The 15,578-nt window shown below is 44.4% G+C and carries 12 protein-coding genes; 6 read left to right on the plus strand and 6 right to left on the minus strand.

Annotated features, from left to right (window positions below):
• The first annotated feature begins 149 nt into the window (after positions 1–149).
• The gene (locus F6K53_RS27220; protein WP_293070650.1) at positions 150–323 is read left to right on the plus strand and encodes a hypothetical protein; all 174 of its coding nucleotides are present in this window, start codon (positions 150–152) and stop codon (positions 321–323) included.
• Positions 324–373: 50 nt separating this feature from the next.
• Here F6K53_RS27220 and F6K53_RS27225 read toward each other — a convergent pair whose 3' ends face one another.
• The 3 genes from F6K53_RS27225 to F6K53_RS27235 form a co-directional block, all read right to left on the minus strand.
• The gene (locus F6K53_RS27225) at positions 374–1,591 is read right to left on the minus strand and encodes an amino acid ABC transporter permease (protein ID WP_293070648.1); all 1,218 of its coding nucleotides are present in this window, start codon (positions 1,589–1,591) and stop codon (positions 374–376) included.
• A gap of 55 nt (positions 1,592–1,646) precedes the next feature.
• A complete protein-coding gene (locus F6K53_RS27230) occupies positions 1,647–2,816 on the minus strand; it encodes an ABC transporter permease subunit (RefSeq protein WP_293082796.1) in 1,170 nt (389 codons plus the stop codon).
• 974 nt (positions 2,817–3,790) lie between these two features.
• On the minus strand, positions 3,791–4,831 hold the full coding sequence (locus tag F6K53_RS27235; RefSeq protein WP_293026338.1) for an amino acid ABC transporter substrate-binding protein: 1,041 nt from the start codon (positions 4,829–4,831) through the stop codon (positions 3,791–3,793).
• 624 nt (positions 4,832–5,455) lie between these two features.
• Here F6K53_RS27235 and F6K53_RS27240 point away from each other — a divergent pair.
• The 4 genes from F6K53_RS27240 to F6K53_RS27255 all read left to right on the plus strand — a co-directional run bounded on the left by F6K53_RS27240 (position 5,456) and on the right by F6K53_RS27255 (position 9,893).
• Positions 5,456–7,141, plus strand: a complete 1,686-nt coding sequence (locus tag F6K53_RS27240) for an EF-hand domain-containing protein (protein WP_293070644.1) — start codon at positions 5,456–5,458, stop codon at positions 7,139–7,141.
• A 184-nt stretch (positions 7,142–7,325) separates the two neighbouring features.
• The gene (locus tag F6K53_RS27245; protein ID WP_293082800.1) at positions 7,326–7,562 is read left to right on the plus strand and encodes a hypothetical protein; all 237 of its coding nucleotides are present in this window, start codon (positions 7,326–7,328) and stop codon (positions 7,560–7,562) included.
• On the plus strand, positions 7,493–8,140 hold the full coding sequence (locus F6K53_RS27250) for a nucleoside hydrolase (RefSeq protein ID WP_293082802.1): 648 nt from the start codon (positions 7,493–7,495) through the stop codon (positions 8,138–8,140). Before F6K53_RS27245 ends, F6K53_RS27250 begins: the two co-directional genes overlap by 70 nt.
• Before the next feature lie 103 nt (positions 8,141–8,243).
• A complete protein-coding gene (locus F6K53_RS27255; RefSeq protein WP_293026316.1) occupies positions 8,244–9,893 on the plus strand; it encodes an urea transporter in 1,650 nt (549 codons plus the stop codon).
• A gap of 14 nt (positions 9,894–9,907) precedes the next feature.
• Here F6K53_RS27255 and F6K53_RS27260 read toward each other — a convergent pair whose 3' ends face one another.
• A complete protein-coding gene (locus tag F6K53_RS27260; protein WP_293082805.1) occupies positions 9,908–12,088 on the minus strand; it encodes a glycosyltransferase in 2,181 nt (726 codons plus the stop codon).
• Positions 12,089–12,701: 613 nt separating this feature from the next.
• On the opposite strand from F6K53_RS27260, the gene F6K53_RS27265 reads away from it, so the two are divergent.
• Positions 12,702–13,100 (plus strand): DM13 domain-containing protein, encoded by a 399-nt coding sequence (locus F6K53_RS27265; RefSeq protein WP_293026314.1) that lies wholly within the window; start codon positions 12,702–12,704, stop codon positions 13,098–13,100.
• 39 nt (positions 13,101–13,139) lie between these two features.
• Here F6K53_RS27265 and F6K53_RS27270 read toward each other — a convergent pair whose 3' ends face one another.
• Entirely contained in the window at positions 13,140–14,354 is a 1,215-nt protein-coding gene (locus tag F6K53_RS27270) for a bifunctional sterol desaturase/short chain dehydrogenase (RefSeq protein WP_293026342.1), read from the minus strand.
• Between the two features lie 213 nt (positions 14,355–14,567).
• Positions 14,568–15,317, minus strand: coding sequence for an ABC transporter ATP-binding protein (locus F6K53_RS27275; RefSeq protein WP_364303754.1), 750 nt, complete (start codon positions 15,315–15,317; stop codon positions 14,568–14,570).
• Positions 15,318–15,578: the final 261 nt, after the last annotated feature.

Consider the following 15,578-nt stretch of genomic DNA (forward strand, 5'->3'; position numbering starts at 1 on the left):
GCAACTCCTCAGTTTGATAACTGATACAATTGTTTCAACTGTAACTCCCAAACCAACTACGAACAAAGGATCTTTTCCACATCTGCTCATCCTTTTGTAAACAAATATTAATTTCGCCAGCCGTATCAAAATTGGGGGATTTAGGGGGCTTGGATGTAGCAAATGATACTTCTCAGACAACCTCTAAGGTTACAGGTTTAAGGTTATATAGCGTTTATCGCAGTTATGAGGTATTTTATTCTTTGACGTTGATTCCCTGTCTTCATGCAGCGCAGGGCTATTCCCTATTCCCTATTCCCTATTCCCTATTCCCTGTTCCCTAAAATCCAGAAATTGTGTACCTCATAGCTATGATAATTGCTATAATCTACATTCAATGGTCTACATTCAATTGTTTTTCCAGACGTCGGCTGGCTGTGGACATGGCGTAACAAAATAACCAGAATAGGACTCCGTCGAATAGATAAACTTCTTGATAGGGGGTTTCAAATTTGGCTTGGGCGAAGATAGAATCACCGATACCAAGCAACTCCACTAGACCTACAACAAATAGGAGAGTGGTGTCTTGAAACAGACTAATAAACTGACCGACAATGGCAGGAATAACAGCTTTGAGTGCTTGAGGTAATACAATCAGCCCTACGGATAGGGGAGTATTTAAACCCAATGCTTTGGCAGCTTCGATTTGACCCGTAGGTATGGATTGCAGTCCTCCTCGCACATTTTCAGCTAGGTAAGCAGCACTAAATAAAGTCAGACCGATTATTGCCCGTAACACCCGGTCTGGTCGCATTCCTGATGGTAGAAATAGTGGAATAATTACTTGTCCTATGAACAAAATCGCAATCAGCGGTAATCCTCGGATTAGTTCAATGTAAAGGATAGAGAAGCCGCGCACAACTGGTAAGGTACTTTGTCGTCCTAGGGCTAGTAATACACCTAGGGGAAAACAGATTAAAATACTGACAACTGCGGCTAAGACATTCAGCAGTAACCCACCCCATTGATTAGTGGATACCTGTTTTAGTCCGAGTCCTCCTCCGAGAAGCCACAGGAAGATTAATAAAGCAATAAACCAAGCTAAAGGTAACCAATTACCCAATTTCGGTTGAGTTTTAGCAACCTGTTGCCCTCCCCAAGCACTAGCTACCAGTAAGACTACTATTCCTAAAAGCAATAAGCGATAGGGAATTGCTACTGGAAATAGCACTAAGATAGCACCACTGATCACTAGAGCTATTAACACATTGCGACTAAATAGAGTGATAACATTTCTTGCTAAAACTCCCCACGTTATCCCGGATAGGAATACAATAATCCCCAGAATCAACCATGGACGCCAGTTTTCGGTGGCGGGATAGGTTCCTACAAAAAACAGACGAAAGTTATCTTTAATAACATCCCACTGGGCTTCAGTGGTTGCCCATGTTATCAAGCCTTTAACGGTTACGAATAGAAACCATAAAACACTAACCGTTAATAGGCTATTATACCAATTACTAAATAAATTTTTCTTTATCCAGGTAATTGGATTAACCTGTAGTTCAGGGGGTGGTGCTAGTTCAGGAGGTTGAGAATTAACAGTAGTCATTATCTAGTTATAAGTCAACAGTTAACCAATTAAGTTAACCAATTAAGTTAACCAATTATCTTTCCTGCAATTGAACTGTCCGATTCAACAGATTCATCACGAAAGAAATGATCAGGTTAATGGTTAGATAGGTCAGGGGTATGATCACCACGATTATTTCTATTTCATGACCGGCTTGGTTGAAGGTGGTTTGAGCAATGGAGTAGATATCTGGGTAGCCAATCGCAGATGCTAAACTGGAGTTTTTGGCGAGGTTCATATACTGGCTGTTTAGGGAAGGGATAATCACCCGCAAGGCTTGGGGAAAAATAACTAACCGCATAGCTAAGCCTGACTTAAGTCCCAAGGATCTTGCTGCTTCCCACTGTCCTTTCTGTACTGACTGTATTCCAGCTCGGACAATTTCGGCGATAAATGCACCTGTGTAAAAGACTAGACCAGCTAGTAAGGCAAAGAACTCAATAGTTAGCCGGAGTCCGCCTTCAATATTACCTGTGTCGAGAACTTGGGGTCTTTGCCAACCAAAACCGATGATGATAATTAAGACAGCAGCAATTGCGATCGCAATTAAAGCAATTAACTGCGGCTGACCGGATTGTGCTTGTTCTACCATCAGTTTAGTGCGCCACTGCCAGATTAAAACTGCTGCGATCGCACTGACTAGCAAAACCACCAACCACAGAAACAGCTGGGTGGTGAAGGGAGGCCAAGGAATATAAATTCCCCGCTTGCTCAAAAATATCGACCCAGGTAACTGAATTTTTTCCGACAGTTTTGGGAGTTGAAAGAAAACCCCAAAGTACCAAAATAGCAATTGCAGCAGCAGTGGTGTATTGCGCACCACTTCCACATAAAGCAGACTCAGCTTACTCACTAGCCAATTGTCAGAAAAACTAGCTATCCCGGCGGTAATACCAACAATAGTTGTCAGGATAATCCCAAACACCATCACCCGCAATGAATTAGCCAGTCCGATCAATAAAGCATAGCTATAGGGGTCAGTGGCTTTGTAGGGAATGGGGGTATCGCCAATGCCAAATTTGGCTTCATCTTGCAGAAAATCAAACCCCAATTTAATCGCTTGTTGCTGAATATTTCGGCTTAAGTTGCTGCCTAGCCATGCCACGACCGCAATCACCACTAGCACAAATAGGACTTGTATGGCAATGCGCCAAAATCGGTCATCTCGCCACAAAGGAGGCTTTTGACCTATATTGCTTGTCATTAGTTAGTTGTTTTGGTTGCAGGTTACAGGTTGGTTGGTTGAAGGTTTAAGGTTGGTTGGTTGAAGGTTGAAGGTTGGTTGGTTGAAGGTTGAAGGTTGGTTGGTTGAATGTTGAAGGTTGGTTGGTTGAATGTTGAAGGTTGGTTGGTTGAAGGTTGAAGGTTGGTTGGTTGAAGGTTGAAGGTTGGTTGGTTGAATGTTGGAGGTTGTAGGTTGGTTAAAGGTTAAAGGTTTTAGGTTACAGATTTTAGGTTTTAGAGGCAGTTTTCAAAGTGTTGGATGCTACTCGAAACCGCTCCCTAGCCCCCCAAATTTGGGGGTAATTTGGCTCAAAGTATCCCAGATTTGGGGGATAATCGTGGCTCATGGCAAACATTTGGTACTTCTCAAACATCATCTTAGCTGGCTCGCGAGAAGCCCCGCGCTATAATCTCGCTCTTTAGCGTCGGGATGATAGCCCGACAAGGTCGCTCTGCTCAATTGTCAATTTGGAACTTTAATTTTTGACCAGCGTCTATAATTAACATAGTAGGTCAAGTCAAATTAAGAGCTAACCGCCACCTACGTTATCGAACCTTAACAACCTGGAATATGGGGTTCCACTCAGAAAAAGCAATTTAAGCTGTCTGTGGGTGGGTAAAATTCCAGCAGTACTTTGGAGACAGAACTCATTGTATTGTTCCGGCGCGGAGGGGCATCCCGTGTCGTTAATAAAGCTTACCGAGTATCCGAACCAGTGGGTGGAGTTGGTAAGAAGCCCGCGTTGTCCCGTTAGGGCAACGTCGGGAGTATGTCACGTTTTAGGTTTACCGTTAACAGTCAACAGTCAACCTTCAACCTACCCTTCTCGAACGCCAAAGGCGAACAACCAACCAACCTCCAACCTTGAACCTTCAACCTCCAACCTTCAACCTTCAACCTTCAACCTTCAACCCCCAACCTTCAACCTTCAACCTGAAACAGTTAACAATCCCTTAACGGAAGGGTGGAGAATACAAAATACCCCCACGAGTCCAGAGGTCATTCAGACCCCGATTGAGTTTGAACTGAGAACTTTTACCCAAGTTCCGGTCATAGACTTCGCCGTAGTTACCCACGTGCTTAATCACTCGCGCTGCAAAATCGTTTTCTAAACCGAGATCTTTGCCTAAGTCACCTTCAACACCCAGGAAGCGTTTGACAGTCGGGTTAGGACTGTTGCTCATTTGTGCCACATTCGCCTTAGTAATGCCTAACTCTTCTGCTTCAATCAAGGCGAAAGTCACCCACTTAACGACATCAAACCAAGCGGAGTCATTATTAACAGTTACTGGTCCCAAGGGTTCCTTGGACATGGTAACATCTAGAAGTATATGATCCTCAGGCTTAGGCAGAGTGCTGCGTTTGGCAAGTAGTTGGGATTTATCAGAAGTCATGCCGTCACAACGTCCTTCGTCATAGGCAGTATAGGCAAGGTCTGCTTTCTGAAACACCACTGGCTCAAATTCAACACCTGCTTCCCGCATCTTGTCGGTTAAATTCAACTCAGTAGTAGTTCCAGTTTCCACACAGACGGATTTGCCTTGAAAATCTTTCAGTGTTTTAATCCCACTGTTTTTGCGCACCATCATGCCCTGACCATCATAAAAGGTAGTAGGGGCAAATTCTAAGTTATTGGTAGAGCTATCTCGGCTAAGAGTCCAAGTGGTATTGCGCGAGAGCATATCCACTTCACCAGTCTTGACGGCGGTAAATCGCTCCGTGGAGTCAAGGTTACGGTACTCTACTGCTGCTGGGTCATCAAACAAAGCAGCAGCAACTGCTTTACACACATCCACATCTAGCCCGGAGTAGTTTCCGCTCCCATCCACAAAGCTAAATCCGGGAATGCCACCGTCAACACCACAAATCAGCTTGCCACGGCTCTTGACTATATTTAAGCGGCTTTGTGTAGCGCTTGTCCCACCTCCTTCACAGGCTGTTAAGGGTGCAACTAATACTAGAGTGGCTAGTACCAGAGAACTCCATTTAGGCATAAGTTTTTTCTTGGTCTTGTTTTTTAGATAGACAACGGCCTCACGCGATCAGCTGACATGAGCTTCCGCTGCTTAAGCTTGCTTGCATTTTAGATCAAGTTGGTTAGATTACTTATGCAGCTAGATTAGTTATCTAGCAAAGGGAACAGGGAGTAGGGAGTAGGGAGTAGGGAGTAGGGAGTAGGGAACTTCCGATCAAATCAAAAATTATCATAATTTCGACACGGATGGCTATCCTATCCGTCGGCTGCTAATGGGTAATTACAGTAGACTTCGCTGCAGTTGTCGGGAACTTCAGACCAGGGAAATTTAGTTATTGTAGTTACCAAATTTTAATTGTAATTATTTTTAAGTTTTTTTAAAAAACTCAGGTGGGAATAAGCCGGACAGGCACGTAAAAAAAATAAGTATTTCTAGACTACAGGTAGTCCCAAATCACGACCAAACCTCAAGTCTTGGGATGTTACGGTGCCTGCTCCGGATGCATCTGTGTATTCAGTAACGCCGTCACTGGCATCAGTGTAATTCTTAAGAAACTATTTTAATTATATTTTTTGGTTATCTCTTTGTTTATCCTCTTTCTATATCAAATTACTGAAATATTCCTAAAAATTACTTCCTGTAATGACAACTCCTCGATTGTATCTGCCCAAACCCCGAGAGGCGGTGGGCAACTATCTCAGAATCATTTCGATCAATGATGTTTACGACATCAAGAATTATCCCTACGTGGAAACAGTGATTAAATCCCTGAAGGAAACATCGGAAGATGCCATCGTGATTGCCTGCCTCAGCGGGGACTTTCTCTCTCCTTGTTTAATTACCTCCCTTGATGGCGGTAAAGCCATGCTGGACGTGCTCAAGGTAGTCAACATTGATTATATTTGCTTGGGCAACCATGAATTCGATGTCAGCGTGGATGTCCTAGGTGAGCGTTTTAAAACCTACGAAGGGAAATGCTTAAATAGCAACATCTTGGACTTGCCAATTGTGGATGCCAGTGGTCAGCTGCTTCCGAAATATGACATTGTTGAAGTAGGTTCTCGTAGAGTTGCTTTTGCTGGATTTTGCACTAGTAAGATCAATACTTTCCGACCCGGGGCGAACCTAACCATTCAACCCATCTTTGATGCGTTAAAAGAAACCTGGTCTAAGTGTTCCAATGACGCAACCATGCTGATTCCGATGACCCATCAGACCATTGCCGAAGATCGGGAACTAGCCACGGGGATCCAGAAAGATGACCAACTTAGTGGTAAGGTTCCTGTAATTGTTGGGGGGCACGAGCATGAGATTTATATTGATAAAATTGAGCGGAGCCTGATTGTTAAGGCTGGTGCTGATGCTACTAATGTGGTTGTTGTTGATGTCTGGTGGGATGCTTCCGAGCAGTGGCATAGTGCTGTTCATCTGTTGCCAGCCAGCCATTTTGATGCCGATCCCAAGGTCCAAAAGTTTGTAGAAAGTACCCAAAATTTTCTAGGTTCCCTGATGGATGTGGAAATTTTTGAGGTGAAAGAACCCATGTCCTCTAAACGGATGCGATTCCAACCCGAAAAAGTGGCCTCAACCCTATGTTCTTATATCAAGAAAAGCTTTAAAAATGTCGATATAGTTATGATCCAGGGAGGATCCTTTCGGGGTAAGCGAGACTATGAGAAGGGAGAATCGTTCACATATAGGGATTTGTTGGAAGAGATGCCATTGGATACCGAAATGGCCTTGATTCAGGTGCCTGGCTACATCTTACAAGAGGCGATCGCCGAAACTCGCGGCACGCCCGAGCGGGAAGCCTCCAATTTTCTCCATGCCGATCTTGATGTAGTAGTTGAAGACTACCCCAGTCTGAAAATTGTCAGCATTAACCACGCCCCATTTGACCCCCAAAAGATTTACACCCTCAGTATTGTCCAATTCTTGCTGAGGGGGCTCGATCAAATCAAACCGTTGGTAGATTATGTCAACGCAAATGGAGGTGTTCCACCTTTGGAGCAATGTCTTCCAGGCCAAAACTTGATCGTAGAAAGCTGTATGAAAGATGCCTGGAGAGTCCTAATTAATTATGAGGAATGGGACGCCGATGGCGATGGGCAAATCACCAGAGAAGAGCTGAAACAGGGTGTCAAAAATGCCTTTGCCTTTCTCGATCAAAATCAGGATGGCTATATTTCCCCGCCAGAACTACGGGCAGCATTGGCAGAACGGACAGGCCGCACCCAGAAAGGATTAATCAGCCTGATGTTTGAGGTTTTGGATGTCGATAAAGATGGTATGGTATCGATGGATGAGCTGGCATCGTTAGCAATGTAAGGAGAACACAATGCTTAATTCCCAAGCCCGTCCCATTTATCGATACTGATGGGGGTACTGATGGGGGTGTTGATGATGCTCTCGCGATTATCATGGCTCTGAATTGTGAACAAATTGAGCTCAAATCAGTCACCGTGTTAGCTGGCAATATTGATTTCATCAAGCTGCTAATAATGTGTTGCGGGTGATTGACATTGTTCAACCAAACCAGCCTCCCCTAGTGGCAAAAGGCTGTGAAAAACCTCTGGTTCGTCCTCCCTTCAATGCTGCAGGTATTCATGGCTCCGATGGACTGGGAGAACTGCATCAGTTTAAAAATGCTGATGGCAGCCCAAGTATCCCCAACTTACCATGGAGCCTTCTTCAGAAGATGCTGTTGATGTATTGCTCAAAGCCGCCCAGGAATATGGCAGCGACTTGACCATTGTGCCTCTAGGACCATTGACCAATATTGCAACGGCTCTGCAGCGCGATCGCACCACCCTGCAAAAGGTAGGCCGCATCGTGATCATGGGTGGAGCCGTGAAGGTTCCGGGCAACATTTCAGCTGCTGCCGAGTTTAACTTCTTTGTGGATCCTGATGCGGCTCAAATGGTTATGGAATCAGGCATTCCCCTGACCCTAGTAGCTTTGGATGTGGCCATGAAGGCACCCCTTCCCCGGAAAGATGTAGAGAATTACGCTCAGAAACATCCGTCAGCAGTGGCTCAGTTCATTGCCGATTGCACAGGCATTTATATGGCATTCTATAGAGAAAACGAAGGTTTCCACGGCTGCTACCTGCATGACCCATTAGCTGTCGGTGTTGCCATTGATCCGAACCTGGTTTCTACAGAATCGGTGTATATGGTGGTAGAAACTGAAGGAAAATTTACCTCTGATATGTCCCTGGCCGATCTGCGTGATCGTCGGGATGAAGCCGCCTATCCTCCCAATGTAGAAGCCTGTTTAGATGTGGATACCGATCGTTTCCTCAAACTGTTTTATGAACTGATTTAGAGCAATTCAGTCCTGAGTAAAAACCACATCCTTAAGGTTTGAGCCCTGTTCAAGAAATAGCCGCACAGGAGTCGATCTCACCCAACAAAAGCATCAATTTACCATGTCTCAAACATCTGAAATTTCTCAAGATAAACCTCAACCTTTGCCGCTCCATGAGCTGTTATCTCGTTTATTGAAATCAGAGAAAACGTCTCATCGGCATCCCTTGCCCATCATGGGAACTCTGCAAGACCTCAACCAAGCCTGGGAGCGGCGTCCGCTGTTAGATTTTATCAATGCTAGTTTACGGGGTATCGGTCAAGTAGGGTTTGCCAATAATCCTATCACTGGACTACTCATTACTCTTGCGGTTTTTATTCAGTCGCCCTGGGTAGCCTTGATGCTAGTTGTCGGAGTTGTTGTGGCTACATGGACCGCCTATTTGATGGGTCTCGATCGCCCCAGTATTCGCAATGGCATTTTTGGTTTGAACGGAGCCTTAGTGGGGCTAGCTTTAGGAACGTTTGGCACTTGGGGCAATGGTACTGGAAACTTGCTTTGGGTACTGGCGGTTATCATTTGTGCAGCCCTGAGCACAGTATTGATGCAGTATATCGGGCTATGGATGGCCGTGTATTTAGGGCTGCCCTCTATGGGAGTGCCATTTCACATTGTTACCTACAGCTTTCTGGTAATAGCCCTCTACGTTCCGCAACCCTTCTTTGAATTAGGGGCACCACCGCCCTTCCCTAACCCAGCTGAATCCCTAGATGGGGTAAGCGTTTTATCCGGCCTAATCACCGGAATTGGTCAAATCTTTTTTTCAGGCAGCTTAGTATCTGCCTTGTTAATTATAATTGCTTTAGCCTTGTGTAGCCCAATGGGAGCCCTGGTTGCGGTTCTAGGGTCGGTGATTGGTTTGGTCACTGGCATTGTACTGGGGGTAAATCTGAATGTGCTGTACGCTGGACTGTGGGGATACAACTCAGCATTAACCGCAATTGCTATTGGAGGCATTTTCTATACCCCTAATCGACGAAGCCTTTTGTTTGCAAGTGGTGGAGCCTTTGGGGCAGCTCTGATTGGCTGGCTGCTGACTCTGGTAATGACACCCTTGAAACTACCGATTTTGGCGATGTCCTTTCATCTGGGTACTTATGCCTGCTTCGTAATCTTACAGCGATCGCTTTCTTCCTTGGTGCCTGTTGCACCCTACTCCATTGCTAGTCCCGAAGAGCATCGATTCCGCTACCTCACAGCCAAGGAAGTGATTTCGGCCTTCCGTCGGCAGTTGCAAGGAGCCATGGTTGGGCAGCATCACAAGGTATTATTTGACAAAGCACCCCAAGAACTCAAAGGTGACCTGCGTTATATCTTTGATGCTATCGACCGGGATCAAAGCGGCAGCTTGTCTTTGACAGAACTTAGCTATCACTTCCAGCAAGCGGGGCATAGCATCAGTGATGATGAACTGAACTTTGTCTTTTCCAGCATGGATGTCGATAACAGCGGAGAAATAGACTTCGAGGAATTTGGGGAATTGTTGCTGCGCCACCGTCGTCTGATGTCGAGACTTAATGAGTTTGCCACATACTTTATTCCCATTGATAAGAATAAGAATGGAGTGGTTGAGCTAGATGAAATGAATGTAGTGTTAGCCAGTGTGGATCAGCCTCCTCTTTCAGAAGATGAAGTGACCTTTTTGCAACAGCGAATTGGAGGCAAAGAGCTTAACTGGGAAGGATTTATCGAATTGTTGCTAGTGATTTAGATCAATAGAGTTTCTCAACTCCTACCCTGGCGATCAAATAGTAATCGCGGTTTCAGCAAAATCTTAAACAACAGTAAAAGCGATCGCATTTCTGATGGAGTTTCCCGTCGCTGCCATCGACCCGGACGGCAAAAGAGTATCTCTACCAAAGTGCGATGCTCTTGGAGAGTTAATGGGTCAAACATAATTCGTAGACTAGCTTCTTCACCACTGTTGTCAATTTCAGTAACTACTCCTGACAACTCTAGCTTTTCCTCGATCATCTCTAGTTCCACTGGCAACGGTTCAGTGGCAGTGTTTGGGCTATCTAATCGTAAATCAGCCACCTCGGTCAAAGCCACTTGAGCACCAACTTCTGAAATCTTGGTGGTCATACCCCAGACAGTCTGATTTGAGATCTCAAGCCGCACCACTCGGCGCAACTTGAACCACTGGTAAAGGTCCCGATTGGGGACATCCACTACAATCAATAAAGCAATACCCAACATGATCAGGTTATAGATACTCCAAATCCAACCTAGACTCAGACCTTGAATCATCTGAGCGTCAGTAGCTGATATCCCACTTCCCCAATACATCACAGAAGTACTCAAATTCATCCATAGGCTAACTGCTGTAGCGATAAATAGGATAATCAAAGGCAATCCCAACTTGGAGTTAAACACAAAGCGATCGCGTTTTACGCCTTTGGGTGTGACCTTAAATCCTTTGCCAAAGGGATTCAGCATGACTTGTATCACTGTCAAGCTCAGAGGAACACACCAAGGCAATGAGTAAATATCCGACAACAATCCTGACCGGGAACGAAGGTTTAACCAGGAAAAAACTGTGAGCTGTATCAGATAATAAGGTAGCAAGAAATACAACAATTCAGCAGCCGTTGCTTTTAAGGGAATCACCCCTAGAAATGAATAAGCTAGGGGCATTAACAGGAATCCGAAGCGAGATAAACCGGTAAACCAATTTAGTAATCCATCTAAATGGGCTAGCCTTTGGATTGGTTTTAACCCCGGAATAGTTAGAGGGTTGGCATCAATAAAAAATGCCTGCAATGTTCCTTGAGCCCACCGCAATCGTTGAGCTACATGGGCAGCAATATTTTCTGCGGCTAAACCAGCACTAAGTTTTTCATCTAAATAAATAACTTGGTAACCCATTGCTGCTATCCGAATACCAGTAAAGTAATCTTCAGACAAAGAATCGGTTACAAAACCACCAGCCGCTTCTATAATATCACGTTTAACAACAAAGGAAGTTCCGGAACAAACCACACCGCCAGCACCATCCCTGATGGGCTGAACTTGCCGATAAAATATCTCTTCTTCTGGCAGTAGCACATCTTCTAAACCTAAATTGTAGGCAATCGGGTCAGGGTTATAAAAGCTTTGAGGAGTTTGGACTAATCCGACATTACTATTTTTAAAAAAACCTACGGTGCGAGTCAGAAAATTTTTATTCGGGACAAAATCAGCATCAAAGAATACAATCAAATCCCCTGATGTTTTTGGAATAGCATGGTTTAAGTTTCCCGCTTTGGCATAGGAATTATCTGGACGAGTGATATAGTTACACCCCAATTCAGCAGCTAGATCTTTGACATTTTGACGTTTGGTATCATCTAGTAAATAAACGTTTTTGTTGTCATAATCTATCCCTTGACAACCCATAATTGTTCGCTTTAAAATAAAACAGGGTTCATTATAGGTTGGGATGAAGATATCCACAGAAGGATTAAACCTTCCTGAAATCACATCTATTGATAACTGGGAAGCCTGAGCGCTACGGTTTTTGACCCTTAACATTAAAAATAGCTGGATAATACTGCTGGTTAGCAACAACATTTCCAGTAAAAATAATCCTAGGCTAAAGACACCATTAAGGGGATCCACTAAATTGAGGGTAGAGAAGATTCGCCAGAGCAGATATCGTCCCAATAGTGCTAGCAAAATCCCCACCACTAAATTTCTAGACCAAGTGCGAGGACGGGGAGAGAGTTTCGTGACCCCCAGCACAACTACCATTAAGATAATTGTTGGCAGTAATAAGTAGTGGTGCTGAGTCACCATTGGTGCTTCCAGCCACATCGGTGGGTTTATTTGCCAGACATGCAGCTGAGCAAATAGCTGTGTAATCTGCCCCTGACCAGTCAACCAAGCTAAAGCGATCGCACTAAAACTAGTAAATAGAATCAGCATCACGACCGTTGCGGCTCGTAACCTAAAAACTTGTTTGTTAGAAGAACACCTAGAGTTTGGGTAGCTCACTTTGGGAACTGTCATGTCTAAAAACAGGTATAGCGCTGTGGGCAGGGAATAGGGAATAGGACATTAAAAAGTGTGGTATTATAAAGGTTATAGCAATTATTTGCCCCTTGAATTTGGAAACACCATTACACCCATTGCTGTATCATAACTTGTTATTTTAAACTCAACCAAACTAATAAAATAGTATGTGACTAATCTAGATAATATTGATAATATATTAATATAACCTGAGCTAAATATTAAAATTTACTTAACTTACCAAGTTTGGGATATATTAATGGATAAATTTTTTAATGAGCTAGAGTTGAGAAGTATTCACTAAATTTCTTAACCAAAACTCAGGTTAATGCCACCGAAGACTAGACATAATAGCAAAAAGAGTAATGTTTCCACGAGATAGATAATCTGATGAAGCTTAACTATTTAGCGATCTTTGGTGCTACTGCCTTTTTAAGCGTAGGTTGTGTAGCAGGAGTACCTGGGAATCAAGAGTACTGTTCAGGCAAAACCCTCTACCTCTAGGTCTACGACAACCAAGATTGATGTGTCCACTGTTCCAGCTGCTGAACCAGCTAGAACAGTGGCACAGGCAACAAGTAGATCAGGAAATTTTGTAACAGCAGCCCATTCTACTCAAGGCATGGTAAGTTTATTCACAGACAATGGACAACGTTACCTGAAGTTTGACGAAACCTTTAAGACCGATAACGGACCCGATTTAATGGTGCTGTTGCACCGCCAAACTGTCCCCAAATCCTACAGTAAGGAAAATTATGAAAGTCTTGGTCCTCTTCAGCAGGTCAGTGGGACTCAAGGGTACCTTATCCCTGCTGATGTTAATCCAGAAGACTTTAACTCTGTAGTCATATGGTGCCGTAAATTCAACGTCACCTTGGCCTTTCGGCCACGCTACGCGAATGGCTACGCCACCCTTAGTAAGTAGTACCACTAATTACTAATAATTAACCCAAGTTCCTAAGGACTAATGACTAAACAGCCTATAGTACAGGCTGACAAAAAATTCCTTGACTGGAAACGCTAAATAGGTTATCGGATTAATCGTCACAATGATGTTACGCACATCACGAGTGGCTAGATTAAGGATTTGTTGGGCTACCCAATCCGCTGACATGACCCCAATCGGATTGAGATTACTTTTAAATGGTCCGAGGATTAGTTTACGTACTACACAAGGAGCATCTAGACGACGGAGGGTAACTAGGTCTCCTAGGGTACGTTTGCTCAGTTCATACAAAGGACTAAACGCTGGACTAACTTCCGCTTCCGAAGTATTAACCCAAACTTCCTTGCGAGCAATATCTTGGTTCGTCCGAACAGTGGATAAAAACATCTCCAGCAACCGCCAACTTGATAATGTGTTGACCTCGTAGGATTTTGCGATCGCATCGGCTGTCCGTTCTTGATGAACATTGATGCCGTGATTGAGAATTAGAATATCCAAATTTTCCAAATGTGGGGCTAGTTCGGACTCTTTACTCACTTGCCAAGTGAAGGTTTTTACTGGCAAGCTTTCACCATTGACACTTAACGTAACAGTTTGTTCTTGGGAGGTCAGAGCAATCACTTTTGCTCCCCGTTGCTGGAGATGGTACAACAGTGACTGTCCCAAAGTTCCCGATGCTCCCGTCACTGCAATAGTTTTCCCTTGGAGCGATAGTGCTGTCCCCATCAGTTTGTCTACTAAAGTCAATGTGCCGCCATAGTAAGCCTTTTGGTTATCAAAGTGATGTCGCCAATGGTAGCTGCGATTTACCATCCAACCGGAAGGAGGACAGAGGAATGGACCCGGAAGGTGGGTTCCATCAGTCAACTTATCAGCTCCCTTGATGCCATAGCCACGAGCGATCGCACCAAATAGAAATACCATAGAGTACACAGAACCAGCCAAAGCTGCCCAATGCATATCTGGTGTCCAGGTATAAGCCAACCACCATAGCACCAACCCTAACATTAGCATGACCAAGGCTTCTGGCACATCATTACGCCAGTGCGCCTGTCGATATATGGTATCACTGACAGCAGTTAAATCCTGACGGAAGACCCGATGATGCCACACATGCAAGCGATACAGAGGTTTCCAGTGATGGGACAGGAGGTGATAGAAGTCTCGCACCAGTTCTACCCACAGAATAGAACCCAGTCCCAAAACCCCTATAGCTAGCCAGAAATTTACCATAAACATGATTATGATGCCTAGAGTGAACAGTAATTTGTCGTGTTGGCAAATTGCCCATTCACATCATAATTAGGTAGGTAGGTAGAAGTGAAACTAACATGCTCACGGTTGACCGTTAACACTCACCTGTGAAGCATCAACTTTCAACCATCAACTTTCAACCTTCAACCTTCAACCATCAACCTTCAACCATCAACCTTCAACCATCAACCTTCAACCATCAACCTTCAACATACCATCTTCCATATAAGACACTTGGTCAGCTACATCGATAATACGAGGATCGTGGGTTACCATCAGCACTGTGCAGCCTTTATCCTTAGCCAGACGACGCAGAAGCTCAATGACTGTATGACCACTGTGAGAGTCCAAGGCTGCCGTTGGCTCATCTGCCATAATTAGGGGTGGCTCTTTAGCTAAAGCCCGCGCGATCGCTACCCGTTGCTTCTGCCCCCCTGACAAGTCACTCGGTCTAAGATGTCCTTTCCCCTCTAAACCAACCTGCTCTAATAAGGTTTTTGCCTGCTGTCGAGCGTTGACCCCCCGAATGCCCTTAATGTTTAGCACAACTTCCACATTCTCTGCTGCTGTCAGAGCTGGAAATAGGTTGAAGTGTTGGAAAATAAAGCCAATGTGTTCTCGTCGAAACTCTGCCAGCTTAGTTCTAGACATACCGGTAATTTCTTGACCCAGTAAATAGACTTTTCCTAATGTCGGGGTCAGTAATCCCGCCAATATTGACAAAAGGGTAGTCTTGCCAGAGCCAGACGGTCCCATTAAAAGTTGGATATCACCACGTTTGACTTCCCAGTCTATTCCTTTGAGGACTTGAACACGGTTTTGTCCTGACTCGAAGTCCATCTGCACCCCTTTAGCAAGAATGGAGCGTATACCATACTTAGGTAAATCTATAACTTTAGATACTTTAGAGCCGCCCTTAATCAGTTTTTTGGGAAACACCATATATTAAACTTTAGCAGCACCCGTTGACTAGACTCTTAGGTCGTACTGCTGGAAATTGACGACTCCCCATCGCTAAAGCTAGGGGATTCTGGCAGGTTGATCGGCGAACCGGCGACCTACACTGAATAAAAACGTTTTGTTTCACATCAGAGGGACTGGCCATAAGTTCTACTGCTAGAGATAAGACTTATTATGCTACATCTTAATCTCTAGATGGGTATTGTCGGATACTTGTTCCGATTGCTTCTACTTGACCCTTAT

Source organism: Moorena sp. SIO4A1, from assembly GCF_010672065.1.
GTDB lineage: Bacteria > Cyanobacteriota > Cyanobacteriia > Cyanobacteriales > Coleofasciculaceae > Moorena.

Coding starts and splice junctions, on each gene's coding strand:
- F6K53_RS27275 (WP_364303754.1), bottom strand. CDS start 15,317: ATGGTGTTTCCCAAAAAACTGATTAAGGGCGGCTCTAAAGTATCTAAA.
- F6K53_RS27230 (WP_293082796.1), bottom strand. CDS start 2,816: ATGACAAGCAATATAGGTCAAAAGCCTCCTTTGTGGCGAGATGACCGA.
- F6K53_RS27260 (WP_293082805.1), bottom strand. CDS start 12,088: ATGCTGATTCTATTTACTAGTTTTAGTGCGATCGCTTTAGCTTGGTTG.
- F6K53_RS27250 (WP_293082802.1), top strand. CDS start 7,493: ATGGAGCCTTCTTCAGAAGATGCTGTTGATGTATTGCTCAAAGCCGCC.
- F6K53_RS27270 (WP_293026342.1), bottom strand. CDS start 14,354: ATGGTAAATTTCTGGCTAGCTATAGGGGTTTTGGGACTGGGTTCTATT.
- F6K53_RS27255 (WP_293026316.1), top strand. CDS start 8,244: ATGTCTCAAACATCTGAAATTTCTCAAGATAAACCTCAACCTTTGCCG.
- F6K53_RS27225 (WP_293070648.1), bottom strand. CDS start 1,591: ATGACTACTGTTAATTCTCAACCTCCTGAACTAGCACCACCCCCTGAA.
- F6K53_RS27240 (WP_293070644.1), top strand. CDS start 5,456: ATGACAACTCCTCGATTGTATCTGCCCAAACCCCGAGAGGCGGTGGGC.
- F6K53_RS27235 (WP_293026338.1), bottom strand. CDS start 4,831: ATGCCTAAATGGAGTTCTCTGGTACTAGCCACTCTAGTATTAGTTGCA.